This is a genomic window from Mesopusillimonas faecipullorum (genome assembly GCF_020539505.1).
Taxonomy (GTDB): Bacteria; Pseudomonadota; Gammaproteobacteria; order Burkholderiales; family Burkholderiaceae_B; genus Mesopusillimonas; species Mesopusillimonas faecipullorum.
In genome coordinates this window covers 11,572-29,371 of the sequence record NZ_JACDXW010000013.1, presented here as the reverse complement: position 1 = coordinate 29,371, position 17,800 = coordinate 11,572, and the positions used below count along the sequence as shown (strand labels likewise).

Genomic DNA, 17,800 nt, shown 5'->3' with positions numbered 1-17,800 from the left:
GATCCAGCCACCGCCCTTGCTGCTCAGCCGGACGGATGGGTTCTTCTTCAAGCCAGCGTCGAAGGTGGACAGCGCCGCGCGCATTTCGGCCTGCAAGTCGGCGATGAAGCGCTCCACATCGAGAGGCAGGTTCAGCGCCCGGTAGTAGTCCTCGCGGTTTTGCTCGAAGTCAGCCGGCAGATCGTCGTCGGGGTTGCGGTAGCGGTTCGCGCCGACCACCCAGATTTCCTTGCAGCGCAGCCGCTCGCGCAGGGCTTCCAGCACGGCGATTTCATAGGTGACGCGGTTGACCCGATCCCGGCCGGCGGCGTCCCTCTCCATGACGGCTTCTCGCCACAGGCCACGTACCACGCCATCGAGCGGCACCTCCATGTCGGCCGGGAAGGTATGCACCTTGGTGTCGGCAAAGCGCTTCACCAGGTCGAGCGCGTCCATCACCGGGCGGTGGCGGTCGTTGTTGGAGCGGAATTCCAGCGCGGCCAGCAAGGTCGGTACCATGCGCCGGTAGTGGCCCTGGTAGGAATTGCGGATCACAGTGCGCAGGGTGATGCGGTAGGTTGGGCCGGTGGCCTTCCACTCCTTGACCAGATCGCGCAGCGTCTGCTCGCCGACCACTGGAAACACCACGTCGCGCACCACGCCGTCCGGCTGGGCCAAGGTGGCGTCGGCCAGATTGAACAGCAGGTTCTGCTTTCCGGACACGCGCTTGAGGTCCTCCAGCAGTTCGCGTTCGACCTTGCGTTCGGCACGCGCGCCGATCTGGTGGATGGTCTCGATCAGCAAGTCCACCAGGTCGTCGGTCAGGCTGCGGGCGCGCAGGTAGACGAATGCGGCCAGCCAGGTGAGGCGCGCTCCATCGGGATGTCGGCGCAGGTCGCGGGGAACCTCGACCGATACGCGCTGCCGGCAGCGTTCCAGGTCGCGCGATGACGCTTGATCGAAGAGATCGGCGGGCAGCTCGATGCCACGGATCAGTTCCAGCTTCTCCAGTTCGTCCCGCATGCTGGCAAGGCCGGGACGGCCAGGACTGCCGCGCAGCTTCAGCAGAACGGCCGGGGCGCTGCCGGCGGCTTCCCCTTGAGCATCAGTAGCGCTTTCCTCGCTGTCGGTCTTCTCTGGGCGCAGCAAGGCATCCAGACGCTCGCGGGTCGGGGGCGGCAAGCGTTCAAAGACGCTTTTGTGGAAACGGTCTTCGTGGGCACGCAACGCGCTGCGCGCAAGCCGCTCCATCCGCTCGGGCGTTGGCGGCTCGATGGCGAGTTCGCGGCAGCGCGCTTCCAGCCGCTCGATCATCGGCTCAATGTCACCGCCAACTTCTCCGGCAACATGATCACGCAGCCACTCCGTCAGCATCTCGGCATCGGCCACCGTCGCTTCGCGGAAGCCGAAACGCACACGGATTTGGGGTTGTAAGCCGGAACCGCCGAAATTTCCGTCAACTCCTCTAACCCCCTGCCACAAGGGCATCTAGGTCAATCATCTTGCGGTCACTCTGAAAGATTTAATTCTTTACCAACCCCAACCCCTGCAACGAAGTCGGGATCGTGAGAAACCAATAGCAGAGTGCCTGGGTAGTCCGCCAGGACCTGAGTGAGCAACTGACGCGAGGGGTGATCCAGATGGTTGTCCGGTTCATCGAGCAGCAGCAGGTCGGGCAGTTGCGCCAGTACCATCAGCAGACCCAGTTTTAACCTCTCCCCCCCACTCAGACCATGACAAGGCGTCAGAGCACGATCGCCGCGCAGGGCTATGCCCGCCAGCCGTGTTCTCGCATCACTCTCGGCCAGTGTCGGAGCCACTGTCAACAGGTTGGCAAGCGGGCTGAGATCCCGCGCAATCAGGCTGAGCCCCTGATCGAGGCAAGCCATCTTGCCATTGATGCGAAAGCTGCCCGTCTCGGGCTCCAGCACCCCACGCAACATCTGCAGCAGACTCGATTTGCCGCAGCCATTGCGACCGCCGAGCAAACAGCGCTCACCCCGTTGCAGCACCAGATCAACCCGCTGGCCATGCCAGCGCACGTGAGACGCAGCCGTAATCACCAGCGGCTGGGCAGCCCCCTTGCGCTCGATCTCCTCCGGCCACTGCATGATGAGCGGCTGCACCGCCGCCAGCGCGGCTGCTGCCTCGGTGCGGGCCTCCACTTGCGCACTGTGGCCCCGCTCGTGGCGGTCCAGCACTCTGCCAAGGGATTTGCCTGCCTGTTCCGCCTTGAAATCAAGCAGGATTTTGGCTTGGGAGCCGCGCTCACGCCGCCCCTGACTGGCTCGTCTGGCCGCCTGTTCACGCACTTTTTGCAAGCTGCGCGCCGCCGCCTTTTCGCTTCGCACCGCTTGCGCCAAACTGGTGCTGCGGGCAGCCTGTACCTCGGCCTGCTGTGCCAGAAACTCGTCAAACGAGAGGCGGGCACTCTGCAACCCCTGCTCGCTCAGCTCCAGAATATGACTGGTTTGATTGAGCAGGCGCCGGTCGTGGCTCACCAGCAGGTAACCTCCGCGATGTCTGGCCAGTTGCTGGCTTAGCCAGTCGATGCCAGAGGCATCGAGGTGGTTGTCTGGCTCATCAAGCAACAGAAAGTGAGCAGGCCTCGCAAACAGCGCCAGCAGGCGCAAACGGGTGAGCTGGCCACCGCTCAGGGTGCTGACCGGGACATGGGGATCGAGTCTGAGGCCTGCTTCTGCCAGCAGGTCGGCAAGATCGCTGCGCAGGTTCCAGCGATCAGCCAGCAACTCGAAATCGTCCTGGGCGCAGCTCCCCTGCTCGATGCGCTCAAGGGCCCGTAGCGGCTCGCCCCAGCCGATAAGGTCGGCCACACTGGCTGCGCAGTCATGATCTTGAGCCGGTGCAAACTGGGACAACCAGCTGATGGGGGTCAACCACTCGATCTTGCCAGAATCCGCGCGGCGCTGGCCCGCCAGCAGTTCCAGCAGCAGGCTCTTGCCGATGCCGTTACGGCCGATCAGGGTGCAGCCCGCAGCGGGCAAAGTGAAGGTAAGGGGCACAGTACAGGCGACGAAGGGCAGCTGCAAAGTGTTGATATGACATGCGATATGGGTCATCTGAACTCCTGTAGGCCAATGCGGAAGCCGCAGGCCAAGAGCTAAACCAAATGACAGGGACACGTGTCCACTAGTGGGAAAACAGCAGAGGAATCAGCATCAACCTGTCACGGTGAGACGCACCCGCTCTCCCTGGCGGGAGAAGAATCAAAAGTGGGGTGCGGACAGGTTAAATGCGCATCGGCGAAATACTCTTTACTGATGAAAGTAAAATCATACTTCAGATAGTAAAAAATGCCAAATGTTCCGGTATCACTCACTTGCATGTTGTATCAATAAGTCAAGTGTCAGTCTGGGCTATGCCCTAACCTGACGTCAGGACAGCCTACCCAGAAACGTCCGGATAGACTCCATCGCTTAATTTATTGACACAAGCTGCGCAAGGTCATAGATTTATTCCTGACACTTTTCTGTTTGGGGGCATCTTGCAAGGTCAACGTATCGGCTACGTCCGGGTCAGCAGCTTCGACCAAAACCCGGTGCGGCAACTGGAGCAGGTCGAAGTCGGAAAGGTGTTCACCGACAAGGCGTCGGGCAAGGACACCCAGCGCCCCGAGCTTGACTCACTGCTGGCCTTCGTGCGCGAAGGCGATACGGTAGTGGTGCACAGCATGGATCGCTTGGCCCGCAACCTCGATGACCTGCGCCGCCTTGTGCAAAAGCTGACCAGGCGCGGTGTGCGCATCGAGTTCGTCAAGGAATGCCTGACCTTCACTGGCGAGGACTCACCGATGGCGAACTTGATGTTGTCGGTTATGGGTGCGTTCGCCGAATTCGAGCGGGCGTTGATCCGTGAGCGACAGAAAGAAGGTATTGCGCTCGCCAAACAGCGCGGAGCTTACAGGGGCCGCAAAAAAGCGCTTTCGCCCGAACGCGCCGCTGAACTTCTGCAACGCGTCAAGGCCGGCGAGCAAAAGGCAAAGCTGGCCCGTGAATTTGGCATCAGCCGCGAAACGTTGTACCAGTACCTGCGCGAAATTGGAGCTTAACGTGCTTTATTTTCCGTTTTCTGAGACGACCCCTACATCAACAGAACGGCCTTGAGATGCTTTAAGAACCCTTTTTTGAAGTCCTGAATCCGGCCAAACTCTGCCCCGAACTGCATCTGCAAGGCAGCCCACGGGATGACGGTCGGCTTGCTGAGGTAGCTCATGCGGTAGGTCAGCCAGCAATAGGTATCCAAGGCCATCGGGGACTTCTTAAGCGCCTGCAACGCCCGCAAATCCACCGGCACGGGGTTCTGTGTGACTTCCTCGAAGAAGCGTTCACCCAGCTTCACAAAGCTGCTGAACACCGTTCCTTGCTCTGGATTCTTGGGGTTCCACCACAGTTCATAGCTGTCGGCCACGGCTAGGTTTACGCCTGCATCCATGTCGTCTGCCGTGTAGGTGCAGGCGATGTTTGAGGCAAACAGGCGGCGGGTCTGCTCCTTCACTCGCGTGATGCTGCCCCGCCGCCCGCCCGTGGGGACTTCCCCCAGCTCGGCCATGAAAGCGCTGAGGGAGTCGCCCAGCTCGATTTCTCGGCTCTTGGTTCTCACGGCTTCGGTCGTAAGATAGGCCACCAGCAGCCGGGGAACAGATCCATAGGGCAAGCCCACCTTGGGATGCGCCATGATTGCCATTGAAAACGCGCCGTTTTCTCTGACAAAGCTTGTCTCTGTCGGCTTGCTGTGCGGCATGGTGGCCTGCACCAAAGCCCGCGCCATGTAGCCAACGGCCCCGGCTTCCTTGGCCGCTTCGGCCTCGATGGCCATTGAATTTTCTACAAGCTGCATGATTCGCTTGTAGCTCTTGGTATCCTTGTTTTCGGCCATTTCTGAAGCTCCTATCTTCGGTTTTGGTTAGGCGCTGCCGGGTGTTTCCGCACCCTGTAGCGCCGCCTTCATGCTACCGCCTCCGGTACACCTCGCGCCGGTTGCCGATACGCACCACCAAGACGCGCAAAGCGCCGTCCTCGATGTCGGAAATGATCCGATAGTCTCCTACGCGGTACTTCCAAAACGCGCCCAACGTGGAACCTTTTAAGGCTTCACCAATGCTGCGCGGGTCGTCCAACTTTGCAACGCGGTCAAACAGAAACGAGAGGATGCGCCGCGCCGCTTGCGGGTCGATCTTGTCGAGTTCACGCTCGGCAGCTTGGTCGAGTTCAACTCTCCATGCCATAGCGTTTCATCACTTCTTCGAGTGGCACGGTTTGGCTACGGCCTGCGCGAATGTCGATCAGGCGTTGCTCTGCCAGGTACAAATCTTCCAGGTCGTCCAAGTGCTCAAGGATGGCCTCGCGGGCATAGAAGGTTTTGGTGCGGCCTGTGGCCTGTGCCAAGGCTTCAAGGCGGGTTTCAATCTCGCCGGGGAGTCGAATTGCAAGCATGGTTTGTGCTCCTTTTGTGTGTGCTATACAAATATAGCATTACCGCTCGATCTGCTCAAGCCTGCTTCTTTCCCGCTGCCTTTGCAGGCTGCAAAGCCTCCAGCTTGCCCGCCAGTTTGGCGGCGTCGGTGAGTGCCTTTTCTGCCTTGGCCTGTGCCTCTTTGGTCGCCGCCCGCTCCTGCTCCAGCAAGGCGGCTAGGCCGTCTGCCCGCTTCTGCGCTTCGGCAAGCGCCGCCTGTGCCGTGTGCGCCGCTTCCTGCGCTGCTGCAAGCTGAGCGGTCTGCGCTTCGGCCTGCTTGAGTGCTGCGGCCTGGCTTTCGATCTGCGCCCGTGCTGCATCGAGGTCGGCGGCTACCTGGTCGGCCAGCTCCACGGCTTCGGCCTGCGCCTGCTCCATCTCCTGGCGTGCCACTTCCAAGGCTTCGCGCTCACTGGCTAGGCGGTCGTTCGCCATACCGATAGCCACGCCCCAAACCTCGGCGGCAAGCTCGCCCATGCGCTCGGTCACGGCTGCCGGTGCGGCTTCACGCATTGGCACTGCTGCGGCCTGCTGCGTGGCCTTCCATGCCTTCATGGCTTCGCTGATGGTCGTGAAGCTGCCGCCACCTAGGGCGCTGCGCACGGCGGCAAGTGTGGGCTGTTGGCCGCTCTCGGCGATGCGGTCGGCGGCGGCGTGAATGTCTGCGGTGGTAATGGCCATGCTGTAAACTCCTGTAGTATGTTGTAGATTGTATTTTACTACAACATACTACATATTACAAGCATACAACCATCTTTTTTTAACGCCCCAACGATGGCCCGCTGTCGCGCTCGCGCTGCCTGGTCGGCTTGGCCAACTCCTGCGGTCGCTGCGGCTCCCGGCCTTCCAGCTTCTCCCACTGCTGGCGGTACTTGCCCAGCTCGGCGGCTTGGCGCTCGCCTGCTGCGCTGTAGGCATAGCGGGCGGTGCGCTGCGCGTAGTCGCTCCAGTCGCGGCCTTCGTCCTTCTGCCTGATCGCCGGTGCGCACTGCCCAATAGCGCCTTCAATCTCGGCCTGGCTGTGGCCGGTGACGCGCATCCGCACGGCAATCATGGAATCCACACGGGACAAGTCCACGCCTGCGCCGCCCTGGCGCTTGAGCACGTCGCGGTAATGCCGCTGGTAGGCATCTACAGCGCTGCCGCTGGCCGCTGCCAGCTCCAAGGCGGGCTTGGCCTTGGATAGCGTCTGCTGCTGCGCCTTCGCTGCTGCTTGGCGTTCATAGTCGGCGTTGATCTGACTGGACAAGGCCAGCGTCTTGACGCACTCGCGCCGCTCGGCCTTGAGCAGGCGCACGGCGGGATAGCTGCCGTCCTCGCGCTGGTGCTTGGGCTTGCGGTTCTCGTAGCCGGGGGCGCGGTGTGGGTGGATGGCTCCCGATAGCTTGGGGTCGCCGTATTCGCGGTTCAGGGCATCGCTTAGGCGGTTGCCCACGTCCCTATCGTGGGGCGTGCCCAGCTTGGGCACGGTTACGATGGCCTGATAGTTGCCGGGGCTGGATTCCAGCACGGCGGCGGGCTGGTAGCCGTCGCGGATAAGCCGCTCCAGTTTCTCCCGGTTCATGTCGTCGATCAGGATGTGGTGCTTCTTGTCCGATAGCGGCGTGTAATAGAGGTTTTCCCCGCGCCGCTGCAAGCGCTGCATCTCCGGCGTGCGCTGCTCGATCTCCTGCGGCGTGAAGCCTCGCGTTACCCCATCTTTCTTGTCCACGATGAAGGTTTGTTTCCTTCCGTCCGCGTGCATCTTGATGCTGGTCACTCGGTAGCGCTCTGCGCCTACCGCTGCGGCGTACTGCTCGAACTGCTTGAGTTGTTCCGATTTCATGGCTTGCGCCCTCTCCTGCCGCATCCGCTGGCGCTCCTGCTGGATGCTTTCTTGAAGCTCTGGGTTGTTGATCTTGAAGCCGTGTTCTGCGGCCAACTTGACGCACATAGCCTTGTATTCATCGTTGCCGGTTACGGTGAAGCTGCCCCACTTCTGCGCCGACAACTGCAAGGCGGCAAGCGTGCTATCCCGGTTGCGCCAGTCGTTGATTTCGATGCTCTTTCCCTTGTCCACGAAAGACACACCCCGCCCTTCCCCGCCTTCGTCGCGGCGGCTGTACTGCACCTGCTGGCCGACGATCTCCGGCGCAAACGCCCGAATGTCTCGCGGTGTTGGCGGCTCGCTGCGGTCGCCCTCGATGCGCTGCGGCTCGCTGGCACGGTGCCGCCACTGCTCGGCCAGGTCTGGCCGGTTCTGCATCCGCTGCCACTGCTCCAGGTCGGGGTAAGGCCGGAACCGCTCGCGGTGCTGCTCGCGCTCCTTTTGGTGCCGTTCCTTGAGGGCTGCTTTCTCTGCCGCCTGCTCGGCGGCTACCACGCTGCGCATGGCGTTCAGCACCTCGCCCCGCCCTTTCCAACTGCCGCGCATGATTTCGGCGCGTTGCGCCTTCTGCTTCTCCTGCAAGGCTTTGCGCTCCAGCTCTTGGCGCTTGTCCTGCTCCAGCTTGTGCGCGGTCTTGTCGGCGTAGTGCGCCTTGCGCCCGGTGATGTAATCCTTCCATCCCGGCACGTCTGGTTTGATCGGCTCAGGTTCGCGCTTCACTACCTGCTGCCGCTGCGGTGCTGGCTCGTATGCGCCGAGGCGCTTTTGCATCTTGCTAAGGCTTGCATTGCGGTCTACGTCGCTGGCCTTTACCGGCACGTCACCAACAAACACGGTCGCCCCGCTGCCGGTCTTTTCGTAGCGCATCCCCTCGGCGGCTAACTCGCAGTGCAACTGCTCCCACGTCTGCGCCCGCTTGATGATCTCCGCGCCGTTCTCAATGGCTACACGCTGCGCTGACTTTTCGCCGGTGCGGCTCTCCATGTCTTTCTTTTTCTGGCTTGGCTCGCGGGGCTTGTTCGGGTCGTGCTGCGCTCTGGCAAGCTCGCCGTTCTCCAGCACCTGATAGCGCCCGTTCTGCTCACGCTGCCAGCCTTGAGCGTGCTCAATCATGGCAATAGCACGGTGCCCTAGTTCAATGTCAAAGCCTCGGTTCTTCTCAACGATTTTGAGCGTGTCGGGATGCACGCGGTTGATGGCAATATGCAAATGGATGTTGTCGGTATCTTTGTGCAATCCGTAGATGGCTTGATGGTCTTTCCACCCGAGTTCATCCATGAAGATGCTTACCGCTTCTTCCACCTGCTCCGGGCTGGGCTGCTCGCCTTCTCGCCAGCTCAGGACGTAGTGATTGATGGTGTCCTTGCTTCTCACAGCTTCCTGTGAGAGTGCAATCATTTCTGCCGTCTGGCTGTCGGGGTCGTCCATGATGAAACCACGCGCCCCAGCGTATAGGCATTTCTCGCCGGGGTTGTCCTGGCCGGGTTCCCGAATGTAGTCGGCAAGGTTGCCGATGCGTGTTGCCTTGCCTGCGCTTTTCTTCGGGTTCGGAACCTTCTTAACGATCATGGCGCAGCTTCTTGAAGTAGTCCTTGAGCGCTACCAATGCTTGCGCAGTCTCCCGGCTGTAAACGCCCCCGCTGTCGTTGTGGATGTGCTTGAGCAATCCAGCCACGCGGCGTAACTCCTTGAGCATGACGGCATCAGCGTTTGCCACCACTGGCCGCCCAAAGTAGCGGCGGCGTACCAGCTCCGACACGCCCAAACCGGCAAGGTCGGCATCCTCTTTTAAGCGGGCTTTCTCGCTGGCCGTCAGTCGCACGTTTACAACGGCGTCTAGGCGCTCGGCTCCGATTTTTTGAAATGGCATCGTGTCTCCTTCACGCCGGGGCGGGAGCGGGGGGTGTGTCTGGGACAGTAAGAAGCGAAAGCGCCGCACTGGCCGGGGTCAAGGGGTTCCCCCTTGCAGGATAGCCAGACCGTGAGAAGCGAAGCGCCGAATGGGCAGGCGGGGATTGGCAGGAACATAGCTTTAGCTATGTGTATGACAATCCGCATCCTGTACTCTCGTTTGCGAACTGTGATTCTTCGCGAGTGTATGCCCTTCTCTAGTGCTTTTCAAGAACGAACCAAACTGCTAAAGTCAAGTGCCGTCAATCGACAGGCAATAAACCACTTAAAAGCAAGTAACCTGCACATGAATGAACCGACAACAAAACAACGACTTTTTGATATTGAAACGTACAGCAACAAGGTACGCGACAGCCTTAAAAAGCTGGAACAAACGCAACAACCGGGACAGCAATCAGGCAAGGGAAGCAAGACAGCAGTCCTAGAAGCTGCAAAGGCTGAAATTCAGGAACTGGTGAAGAAAGGCTACACGCCAAAACAGATAGCCGACGCACTAAGCAGCGACGTGTTCGGCATCATCCCTAAGACCATCACACAGCTAATCGGCGGTAAAGCTAGCAGCCGTAAAACAAAGACAAAGGCTGGGACAAGCCCAGCCAGACACACCCCCGCCCGCGCCGCCAATGAACAGAAACCGCAGGCGAATCTGACACGCAATAAACCAGTAACACAACTTGACGACGTGGAGTAATGAACATGGCAACGAACAAGAAATATATCTACGTCACCGGCGGCAAAGGCGGCATTGGTAAATCAACCTTCACGCTGGCACTTGTGGACTACATGGCGCAACAAGGCAAGGTGTTGCTGATTGACGCTGACCCGGTGAATGCAGACTCAAGCGCGGCCTATAAAGACGACAAGGAAGCGAACGTAAGCACGCTACGTGCAAAGGTACGCGCTGAGGATTCAAGCGGCCAAATTGATGCAAGTGGCTTGATAGAAACATTGAACATTGCAGACAGTGGACAAGCTGAAACAACCATTGTGGACGCGCCTGCCGGTGATTCAACATTGCTTATTTCTGCCGGTAGCATCATCACCGAAGCCTGCAAGCAAGTGGGCATTGAATCAGTGTTTGTGTGGCTTGTTGATTCCACCGACAGAACGCCAGTGAACGCGCTTCATGGTGCATGGGATGCTATCAAAGACGCTGACAAAATCATCATCGTGAAGAACTACCGGAAGGGAACAAACTTCGAGTTCTTCGACAACAGCAAGACCGTTGCAGGCATCAATGAATCAGACAATGTGCAAACAATCGACTTGCCAAAAATCGCCAGCCGACTAGAGGAACACATGCGTATCGACCGCATGACGTGGCACGAGATTGCAACGCAAACTCCACTTGGAAACCGCGTAGAGGGTGAACGTATGCGCCGCGCCATGCACGCCACACTAAAAGAAGCTGGCCTATGAGATTCCAAGAGGTTTTTAAACGCCTCAATGGACGCGAAGCCACCGCAGAAGATGTATTGAAATTTGAGCGGCTGACAACGGCACTTGAGACAACACCGGGGGATGCAATGCTTTCTGTGCTGGTGGCACTTGACCACTATGAAACGCTCTACGGAACCATCCCAAAGCGCATAACCGACACAGCAGCCAACACGCTAACCAGCTTCAAGGAAGCAGCCAACGCGCAAGCAACGGCCAGCATGGAACAAGCCAAGGAAGCATTGGCTAAAACCGTGTCAGAAGTCGCCGTAAAAGTCGCCAGCAACACGGCAACGAAAAGCATGTGGAAATGGGCAGCGGGTTGCATCGCGGTTGCATTCCTGTGCCTCGGCGGCTTCGGCTGGTACATGCACAGCACAGGCAGCAGCTCCGGCTACGCGCTCGGCTATGGAACCGGCTACAACGAGGCCAAAGACGAGAAGGCAGCGGCGGCATGGGCGAACACGCCCGAGGGCAAGCTAGCGTACCGCCTCGCGCAAACCGGCAGCCTGAGCGATCTAGCAACATGCAACGGCCAAGGCTGGAAGCGTGAAAACGGTGCTTGCTTCGTCCAAACAGCCAAGGACGGGAAAATCTACGGCTGGAGGCTGCCATGAGAGTGAAAATTAAAGGTGAAATTACCGTAGAACGTCTAGCCGAAGCACTACAAGCAGCAACAGAAAAATTTGAAGATGCGAGACCAGGATGCAAAATCTACGGCGCAAATCTCTACCTAACGGCCTACGATGCCGACGGGCTACCGTTCGACTTAGCAGACCATCGCGGTGAACCTCTCTGGCTCAGTCTTTCGGCTAAATCTGGGGAGCTGGTGCGCCCAGCACTTTCGGCAGAAGGCGAAGAACGCCGGCAAAAAGCCAAAGAGGAAGCACGAAAGATAAAGGAAGAAGCAGAGGCGAAAGCAAATGCCGAATACCAGCAAGCAATGGCAAAGCATGCCCAGGAACGCGAAGCCCGTAGGGCGAAAGAGGCCGAGGCGACAAGCCAGTTTGAATGGCTCAACACCACTACTGCGGCACTCCTAGAACGCGATGCCGAGCATTTCATCAGCGCGTTGAATGAAGCGGTGCAAGCTGCCTGGGATGAGCTCAAGCCCGTTGGAACGCAGGGTAAGAAAAAAGGCATTCCAACACCCTGCCCTATTTTTTCTCTCTACGAGGATGGGCTTTTGTTATCCGTTGATACATGGAAAGCACCTCGTCGAGTGCTCAATCCCATGCTGACGCTTAGCGGCGGCGAGCTGAAACCATTTTGGGCCAGCGATGTATGGGCAAACGCCATGAATCGCATGGTGGACGTGCTGGATACGTCAAACGAGCCATAAAACGCCCGTGACGACGTTTTTAGAGCCAACCCTAAGCAACCCCATTCCCATCATCGAAAAAACGCCTGTAACGCGTTCTGGCGCGTTTTGCGACGGTTCCGAATCGCTGTGCGCCACCACCAACACCGACAACCCCGCTGAAACGCTCGCCAAGCTGGCTGCTGCCCTGCCCACCGGGGAAGCCACGCGCTACCGGCTGTCCGTGTCTGTCGTGCCTCTGAACGATTGAAGGCGGGCGGGCGCGGGGTGTGTCTGGCGCTTGCGCCCTACGGCCTACGCATCTGCACTGTTGCTGAAACCTGCTCCGGGGGCTTCCTTGCCACCCCCCAGCGCGAAGCGCTAGAGGGGGTCTTTTTTTGTCTGCTGCTGGCCTTGCCGACTTATCCCCAAAAAGTGGCACACCAACTACAACTATAGGTTTATTAATACAGGAAAAGAACTACAGGAGGGACTTTTTTTTGTCGAAAAAATCCAATGGTGACAATGATTTACGAGGGTTTTTTTTTGCGAGTGGGAGCGTTAATGCGTAAAAATGGCCAAAAGTGGGAGCGTTAATGCGTAAAACAGGGGGGCGAAGTGGGAGCGTTAATGCGTGAACAACTTGCTCTATCCACAGGGTGTTTGCACAGGCGGCGTCACCGTTAATGCGTAAAAAAGCCCGCTTTCGGCGGGCTGGGTCGGGCAGCCTGAACGGCTAGCGCTTGGGCAGCTTGGGGATGTGGGGCTTGCTTGGCCGCAGCTCCAAGCCATGCTCAACCGGCTGCACCTTGGCATCGGGGTACATGGGGTCGCCTCAGAAAACGGAAAATAAAGCACGCTACGGTGACGGCCTCGCTGATGTTGCGCAAGCTCGGCAGCTATCCGCGTCAGAACGGACTGGCCGTTGCACTGCGCGAGCTGGGGCGCATTGAGCGCACGCTGTTCATACTGGATTGGCTGCAAAGCGTGGAGCTGCGCCGCCGCGTGCAGGCCGGACTCAACAAAGGCGAGGCGCGCAACGCGCTGGCCAGGGCGGTGTTCTTCAACCGACTGGGCGAAATCCGCGACCGCAGTTTTGAATACGAAAGACTTCCCGCTTTCTGGGGTGCTGCTCACAGGGCAGTGCCAAGGTACAAAGCAAGTGAAGTTTGTTCGTCATTCACCAGGAGCTGTGCCATGCAAACCATCGTCCGTGTCGGTGTGGATATCGCAAAGAATGTGCTTCAAGTACATGCGGTGGACGCCCAAGGCAAGGTCATTACCAACCGAGCTATTCAACGCAGCAAATTCTTAGCATGGTGTGCTCAGTTGCCCACGGGATGCTTGGTAGCCATGGAGGCTTGCGGTGGCGCTCACCACTGGTGCAGACAATTGCAAGGCATGGGGTTCGATGCCCGGATGATCGCTGCGGCCTTGGTAACTCCATATCGCATGCAAGGCAAAGGCGGCAAGAACGATGCCAATGATGCAGCAGCCATCTGTGAAGCTGCTAGCCGCCCAAAGATGCGCTTTGTGTCCGTTAAAACGATCGACCAACAGGGCATGCTGTGCGTGCATCGACTGCGTGAAGGCTTCAAAGAAGAGCGTACGGCATGTATCAATCGTATCCGTGGCCTACTCGCTGAGTTCGGAATTGTCTTGCCGCAAAGCCCCAGAGTTTTACGTTCGCATTTGCATGACATCTTGGAAGATGCCAGCAACGAAATCGCTGGCACAGCTCGTCTTGTGCTCCACCAGGCATTGATGCACTGGCAGGAGCTCGATGGCCACATTCATTGGTGTGAGCAGCGTATCAACGCCCATTACAAAGATGACGAGCAAGTTCAACGTGCTGCAGGCATCAAAGGTCTTGGGGCACTGAGTGCATCAGCCGTTGTGGCCACCGTCGGCGACTTCAAACAATTTAAGAATGGCTCACAGTTCGCTGCTTGGCTGGGGTTAACGCCCAGGCAAAACTCCAGTGGAGGTAAATCCAGTCTGGGATCTATCACCAAGCGTGGAGACAGCTACCTTCGCTCATTGCTGATACAGGGTGCCAAAGCCGTCGTACTCACAGGCAAATACAACCTTGACCCCATCTCCCAATGGGCTATCGCCTTGAGACAGCGCAGTGGATGGCAAAAGGCTGTCGTGGCCCTCGCTAATAAAAACGCTCGCATCCTCTGGGCGTTGATGACACATCAACGCAGCTACGAAGCCAGTCACATCAGCACAAAGCCAGCCAACGCCATCGTTTAACCATTGCCTTGAACTTGCCAGACGTGAAATCAAAGATGCAATAGACAGGTCAGACCAGCAGCAGGCAAGCTCGGTTGTTGCATTGTGAGTCGCACGACGTCACGAGATTTGAATGGAGCCCTGCTGCGCGGTTTGTTTCTTGGGGCGCACAACAAGTGCATAACCCCGTCTGTAGATGTGCAGTCTGTTCCTCGTTTTACGCACCTTAAACACTACGGCAGTCAGGTCTATCAAAAAGAAAACCCATCAGTGCTTGCTTTTATGGGAAGTCTCTGTAGAGCAACAACGCTACCGGGCCAGCGGCCTCAATCTGGTAACGGCGGCCATCGTGCTTTGGAACACGGCCTATCTGGAACGGGCAACCAATGCTTTGAACGGGCACGGCAAACCGGTAGACGAGACGCTGTTTCAATACCTGTCACCGCTGGGGTGGGAACACATCAATCTGACCGGCGATTACCTCTGGCGCAGCAGCACCAAGGTCGGCGCAGGCAAGTTCAGACCGTTGCGACCACTGCCACCGGCTTAACGTGCTTTATTTTCCGTTTTCTGAGACGATCCCATTTTCAAGAAGCCACCGTGAGAATGCGGGCCGCGCCAGTGCTGGCCTTGTCCGTCCCGTTCTCGAAAACCGCTCTCGAATCGAGCCGCCGAGACTGCCGAGTTTCGAGAACAGCCGAAACGCCGCTTCCAGCGGCAGACGCCACACGCAAAGCCGCGCCGTTGCTGGATCGAGCATTCCTTAGCGTGCTTTAAATTCCGTTTTCTGAATCGACCCCCTTTTCAGCGCCGCCGCATAAATAGGTGTGAGGCAACTTGCCCAGAAAGGAGGTGAATTTCATGCGCATCATCGTCATCGCACACAACGGCTACCCGTTCCGCAACAACGAGCACGCTGTGCTGATCGCCACAGGCATCACACACCACATCGTCTTGCTCAAGGACTGACCGTGACCCCGCCCCAGCCCGCAAGCTGGGGCTTCCGGGGCGGCCATCGAGCCGCCCTACTCGTCGGCCGTCAGCGGGCAGTGCGCGACCCTCGGGCAGCGGCTGGCCAGCGCACAGGCCTCGGCGAGCACAACCGGCTCGGCATCGTCTTGGCCGATCCCGCTCACCCATTCGATCCGCTGGAGCACGGGCACAGAGCGCCGCAGCTCGGCGCAGTGGTACGGGGTGGTTTTGGTAGTTTGCATGGGAGTCGATCTCCGGTGATGAACAAGCCACCATCCTTGCGTCACGACTTCCCCAGCGCCACACAAGCCGCTTGATTCGCTCGATTTATGTATATATATACCTACCTATATACATACGGTTTTCAAGTGGAAGCCGGGTCAAGGGCGTGACCGGAAGCCGCACGCGGAGCACAGGGCGCAGCCCGAGCACCGAACGGGTGAGGATCACGGCGCAGCGCACCCTTGATGCGGCTGGAACGACCAGAGCCTCACGTCAGAGGGGGATGTCAAGGGCAAAGCCCGCCCACATTCCCCCGCGACGTGTGGGGCAAGACCCCACGCGGGAAGCCGAAACCGAAGGGGTTTCGGTCGCCGGGACGGCGAAAGCGGCAGGCCGACCGACAGGGAGGGAAGATCGAAGCCCGCAGGGGTCGAGACTCGGCACGAGGCTCGATGCGAAGCACGAGAGCCCGGTCGATGCGCAGCAGCGAGCCGCCCGAATTTCACTGCGGCCGAACTGGACGACGCTGGCCAGCCACACCGGCACCGGACGAAAGCAGCTTGACGGCCTTCACGAAGTCGATGCCCAACAGGTGCATCACGAGGTCGATGCCGCCACCTCCACCCTTCCCTGCGCGCACGTCAAACCACTTGAGGCCCGTCACCAGAACTTCCCAAGCAAAGCCCGAGGGCGACGACAAAAACAGCCGCACCGTCCGCTTGTCCTTCTCCGGCACGAAGTCAGGATCGCGACGCCAGAACAACTGACCATCATCGCGCAGCTTGTCGAGCACCTGCGACAGCGGCATCTCTCGCACCCATGCGAGCGTTTCATCGTCAAAAGACCGTCGAGCCATACGCTACATCCTCCGAACTCCATTCAACCGACACGGCCGCCACGCCGAAAAGTGACAGGGGGGCCGCGCCGAAAAGTGACAGGGGGGCCGCGCTGACGCGCGGCGAAACACCCTCCGGGCTTCGCCCTGCGCGCGGGATGATGGATAAGTCCTGCGGACTTACCCACAACCCACTTGCGGCTACTCGCGTTTGAAAAACGCTGGGGCTACTCAAAACCAAAACCAGCTCCATCTCAGCCATCCAGCACAGGCACGACACCCGGCCCAGCAGGAAACAGCTCAAGGGACACCGAAGCAGCACCCGGAACCCCGGCCCCCTGCGGGGCGGCAGTTACCTGATGTGCACCATGTTTAACATCCTCGGCCTTGCCCGAAGCGCCCCCCAAAATCGCCACGGCGACGGGCTTGAGCACTTCTTCGAGCACATGCTTGTAGGTGGCCACCGTCTGCCTTGTGAGGCCCGCCACGCGGCCGATAGCGGCTTGCGTGAGGGCTTCGCCCTTCTGTTGCAGCAGGCGGCACGCGGCGCGCACCTTGGACTCGGTGGCCTTGTGGCGCACGTCGTGGGTGCGGGCGGCGGCGAGGCGCTGCCGCTCGATCAGCGGCAAGTCCTTGTCGAGCTGCATCACGCCCCGGTGGCACCGGCCGCAGCCGGTGTAGCGATCCCACGTCCAGCGGGCGACCGACTTCACCGTGGCCTTGAGTGAGGACTGGGCCAGGTTGTCCATGAAGCCCAGCTTCTGGAAGCTGTTGCGGTTGTGCGCATAGGCTTCGAGCAGCCGCGTGAAGGTGGCAAAAGAGCCGCGCTCGCGCTCACGGTTCACGATGGAATAGGCGTAGTGGCGCAGGTGCTCGAAGAGGATGCAGTGCCGGGAATGGCTCACCTCGTCGAACTGCGGCCCCTTCCCCCACGGGCTGGACACAGCCAAGTCCACGTAGTCGGCCAACTCCCCCAGCTCGTAGACGTGGGCGTGCAGCTCGTGCGTCAGCCACCAAGGATGGCCGGGCGTCTTGGCCACGGGGCCGCTGTGGAAGTCGGTGTCGGCATCGAGCCGGGCAGCGAAGGCCTCGTAGACGGCCTTCATGTACGCGATGGGCTTGCTGCGGGCGGCCTCGGTCGTGCAGACCGGGGGAATCGCGTAGTAGAGGTGGCTGTGGCCGCTTTGGCGGTTGCGGACGATCAGATTGGGAGCAGGAAGCCCAGCGTCCTCCCAGATCATCGCCTTGGTGTGGTCGAGGTCGAAGATCAGCCAGCTCACAAAGCCGGGCCGATTGACCTGCATGTAGGGGTAGCGAATGGCGTATTCGCGCGGCCGGACGCGGGTGGCCGTCTTGTCGTCAGAGCAACGCGGCAGATAGGGCGCTTCCGTGAGCACGCGATTGAGCGCGGTGCCCGACTGGAAAAAGCGATCTGCGGTCTGGTTGTCTCGTGTCTGTGCCGTTGTACCTGCCATAACCCCTCATCACACGTCCCGTAGGGGCGTGCGCACGCTTGCGTGCAGGGGCTAAGACTCGTACAATGGAAGCACTTTCAGTCGCTTTATTG

17 protein-coding genes and 3 pseudogenes are annotated in these 17,800 nt (G+C 59.4%); 9 read left to right on the top strand and 11 right to left on the bottom strand.

Annotation, left to right across the window (positions count from 1 at the left end):
* Together H0484_RS14790 and H0484_RS14785 are read right to left on the bottom strand one after the other, a co-directional pair.
* A pseudogene (locus tag H0484_RS14790) lies at positions 1–1,395 on the bottom strand (Tn3 family transposase); the annotation flags it as partial.
* 92 nt (positions 1,396–1,487) lie between these two features.
* Positions 1,488–3,059, bottom strand: a complete 1,572-nt coding sequence (locus H0484_RS14785) for an ATP-binding cassette domain-containing protein (protein ID WP_039026336.1) — start codon at positions 3,057–3,059, stop codon at positions 1,488–1,490.
* A gap of 425 nt (positions 3,060–3,484) precedes the next feature.
* Between H0484_RS14785 and H0484_RS14780 the strand changes: the two genes are divergently transcribed.
* Positions 3,485–4,048, top strand: a complete 564-nt coding sequence (locus H0484_RS14780; RefSeq protein WP_034376683.1) for a recombinase family protein — start codon at positions 3,485–3,487, stop codon at positions 4,046–4,048.
* 32 nt (positions 4,049–4,080) lie between these two features.
* On the opposite strand, the gene H0484_RS14775 is transcribed toward H0484_RS14780, so the two are convergent.
* The 6 genes from H0484_RS14775 to H0484_RS14750 all read right to left on the bottom strand — a co-directional run bounded on the left by H0484_RS14775 (position 4,081) and on the right by H0484_RS14750 (position 9,188).
* Positions 4,081–4,875 (bottom strand): replication protein RepA, encoded by a 795-nt coding sequence (locus H0484_RS14775; protein WP_226955424.1) that lies wholly within the window; start codon positions 4,873–4,875, stop codon positions 4,081–4,083.
* A 73-nt stretch (positions 4,876–4,948) separates the two neighbouring features.
* Positions 4,949–5,224 (bottom strand): type II toxin-antitoxin system RelE family toxin, encoded by a 276-nt coding sequence (locus tag H0484_RS14770; RefSeq protein WP_226955422.1) that lies wholly within the window; start codon positions 5,222–5,224, stop codon positions 4,949–4,951.
* Positions 5,208–5,432 carry a type II toxin-antitoxin system RelB family antitoxin gene (gene relB, locus H0484_RS14765; protein WP_226955420.1) on the bottom strand — a complete coding sequence of 75 codons (225 nt, stop codon included), beginning with the start codon at positions 5,430–5,432 and terminating at the stop codon, positions 5,208–5,210. Before relB ends, H0484_RS14770 begins: the two co-directional genes overlap by 17 nt.
* Positions 5,433–5,487: 55 nt before the next feature.
* Positions 5,488–6,132, bottom strand: a complete 645-nt coding sequence (locus tag H0484_RS14760) for a DNA-binding protein (protein WP_226955418.1) — start codon at positions 6,130–6,132, stop codon at positions 5,488–5,490.
* Positions 6,133–6,211: 79 nt separating this feature from the next.
* A complete protein-coding gene (gene traI, locus H0484_RS14755; RefSeq protein WP_226955416.1) occupies positions 6,212–8,887 on the bottom strand; it encodes a TraI/MobA(P) family conjugative relaxase in 2,676 nt (891 codons plus the stop codon).
* Positions 8,877–9,188: a plasmid mobilization protein gene (locus H0484_RS14750; protein ID WP_226955414.1), complete on the bottom strand. Its 312-nt coding sequence runs from the start codon at positions 9,186–9,188 to the stop codon at positions 8,877–8,879. Before H0484_RS14750 ends, traI begins: the two co-directional genes overlap by 11 nt.
* Before the next feature lie 327 nt (positions 9,189–9,515).
* Here H0484_RS14750 and H0484_RS14745 point away from each other — a divergent pair, with 327 nt between their 5' ends.
* The 8 genes and pseudogenes from H0484_RS14745 to H0484_RS14710 form a co-directional block, all read left to right on the top strand.
* Positions 9,516–9,920, top strand: coding sequence for a hypothetical protein (locus H0484_RS14745; protein WP_226955413.1), 405 nt, complete (start codon positions 9,516–9,518; stop codon positions 9,918–9,920).
* Between the two features lie 5 nt (positions 9,921–9,925).
* Entirely contained in the window at positions 9,926–10,648 is a 723-nt protein-coding gene (locus H0484_RS14740; RefSeq protein WP_226955411.1) for a nucleotide-binding protein, read from the top strand.
* Entirely contained in the window at positions 10,645–11,283 is a 639-nt protein-coding gene (locus H0484_RS14735) for a DUF6753 family protein (RefSeq protein WP_226955410.1), read from the top strand. Before H0484_RS14740 ends, H0484_RS14735 begins: the two co-directional genes overlap by 4 nt.
* The gene (locus H0484_RS14730; RefSeq protein WP_226955409.1) at positions 11,280–12,008 is read left to right on the top strand and encodes an OfxX fusion product; all 729 of its coding nucleotides are present in this window, start codon (positions 11,280–11,282) and stop codon (positions 12,006–12,008) included. Before H0484_RS14735 ends, H0484_RS14730 begins: the two co-directional genes overlap by 4 nt.
* A 7-nt stretch (positions 12,009–12,015) precedes the next feature.
* A complete protein-coding gene (locus H0484_RS14725) occupies positions 12,016–12,237 on the top strand; it encodes a hypothetical protein (RefSeq protein ID WP_226955408.1) in 222 nt (73 codons plus the stop codon).
* Between the two features lie 578 nt (positions 12,238–12,815).
* Positions 12,816–13,085 (top strand): annotated as a pseudogene (locus H0484_RS14720) (Tn3 family transposase); the annotation flags it as partial.
* Positions 13,086–13,163: 78 nt separating this feature from the next.
* Complete coding sequence (locus tag H0484_RS14715; RefSeq protein ID WP_226955426.1) at positions 13,164–14,225, top strand: IS110 family transposase; 1,062 nt, start codon at positions 13,164–13,166, stop codon at positions 14,223–14,225.
* A gap of 271 nt (positions 14,226–14,496) precedes the next feature.
* Positions 14,497–14,754 (top strand): annotated as a pseudogene (locus H0484_RS14710) (Tn3 family transposase); the annotation flags it as partial.
* Positions 14,755–15,229: 475 nt separating this feature from the next.
* Here the strand turns inward: H0484_RS14710 and H0484_RS14705 are convergent.
* The 3 genes from H0484_RS14705 to H0484_RS14695 all read right to left on the bottom strand — a co-directional run bounded on the left by H0484_RS14705 (position 15,230) and on the right by H0484_RS14695 (position 17,708).
* Positions 15,230–15,418, bottom strand: a complete 189-nt coding sequence (locus H0484_RS14705; RefSeq protein ID WP_034372900.1) for a hypothetical protein — start codon at positions 15,416–15,418, stop codon at positions 15,230–15,232.
* A 482-nt stretch (positions 15,419–15,900) separates the two neighbouring features.
* Complete coding sequence (locus tag H0484_RS14700; RefSeq protein WP_034372897.1) at positions 15,901–16,254, bottom strand: hypothetical protein; 354 nt, start codon at positions 16,252–16,254, stop codon at positions 15,901–15,903.
* Between the two features lie 233 nt (positions 16,255–16,487).
* Positions 16,488–17,708, bottom strand: a complete 1,221-nt coding sequence (locus H0484_RS14695) for a replication initiation protein (protein ID WP_034372894.1) — start codon at positions 17,706–17,708, stop codon at positions 16,488–16,490.
* Positions 17,709–17,800 lie beyond the last annotated feature (92 nt).

Excerpts from the sequence above, each read along its gene's own strand:
- H0484_RS14785 (WP_039026336.1), bottom strand. The coding sequence starts at position 3,059 with ATGACCCATATCGCATGTCATATCAACACTTTGCAGCTGCCCTTCGTC.
- H0484_RS14775 (WP_226955424.1), bottom strand. The coding sequence starts at position 4,875 with ATGGCCGAAAACAAGGATACCAAGAGCTACAAGCGAATCATGCAGCTT.
- H0484_RS14770 (WP_226955422.1), bottom strand. The coding sequence starts at position 5,224 with ATGGCATGGAGAGTTGAACTCGACCAAGCTGCCGAGCGTGAACTCGAC.
- relB (WP_226955420.1), bottom strand. The coding sequence starts at position 5,432 with ATGCTTGCAATTCGACTCCCCGGCGAGATTGAAACCCGCCTTGAAGCC.
- H0484_RS14760 (WP_226955418.1), bottom strand. The coding sequence starts at position 6,132 with ATGGCCATTACCACCGCAGACATTCACGCCGCCGCCGACCGCATCGCC.
- traI (WP_226955416.1), bottom strand. The coding sequence starts at position 8,887 with ATGATCGTTAAGAAGGTTCCGAACCCGAAGAAAAGCGCAGGCAAGGCA.
- H0484_RS14750 (WP_226955414.1), bottom strand. The coding sequence starts at position 9,188 with ATGCCATTTCAAAAAATCGGAGCCGAGCGCCTAGACGCCGTTGTAAAC.
- H0484_RS14745 (WP_226955413.1), top strand. The coding sequence starts at position 9,516 with ATGAATGAACCGACAACAAAACAACGACTTTTTGATATTGAAACGTAC.
- H0484_RS14740 (WP_226955411.1), top strand. The coding sequence starts at position 9,926 with ATGGCAACGAACAAGAAATATATCTACGTCACCGGCGGCAAAGGCGGC.
- H0484_RS14735 (WP_226955410.1), top strand. The coding sequence starts at position 10,645 with ATGAGATTCCAAGAGGTTTTTAAACGCCTCAATGGACGCGAAGCCACC.
- H0484_RS14730 (WP_226955409.1), top strand. The coding sequence starts at position 11,280 with ATGAGAGTGAAAATTAAAGGTGAAATTACCGTAGAACGTCTAGCCGAA.
- H0484_RS14715 (WP_226955426.1), top strand. The coding sequence starts at position 13,164 with ATGCAAACCATCGTCCGTGTCGGTGTGGATATCGCAAAGAATGTGCTT.
- H0484_RS14705 (WP_034372900.1), bottom strand. The coding sequence starts at position 15,418 with ATGCAAACTACCAAAACCACCCCGTACCACTGCGCCGAGCTGCGGCGC.
- H0484_RS14700 (WP_034372897.1), bottom strand. The coding sequence starts at position 16,254 with ATGGCTCGACGGTCTTTTGACGATGAAACGCTCGCATGGGTGCGAGAG.
- H0484_RS14695 (WP_034372894.1), bottom strand. The coding sequence starts at position 17,708 with ATGGCAGGTACAACGGCACAGACACGAGACAACCAGACCGCAGATCGC.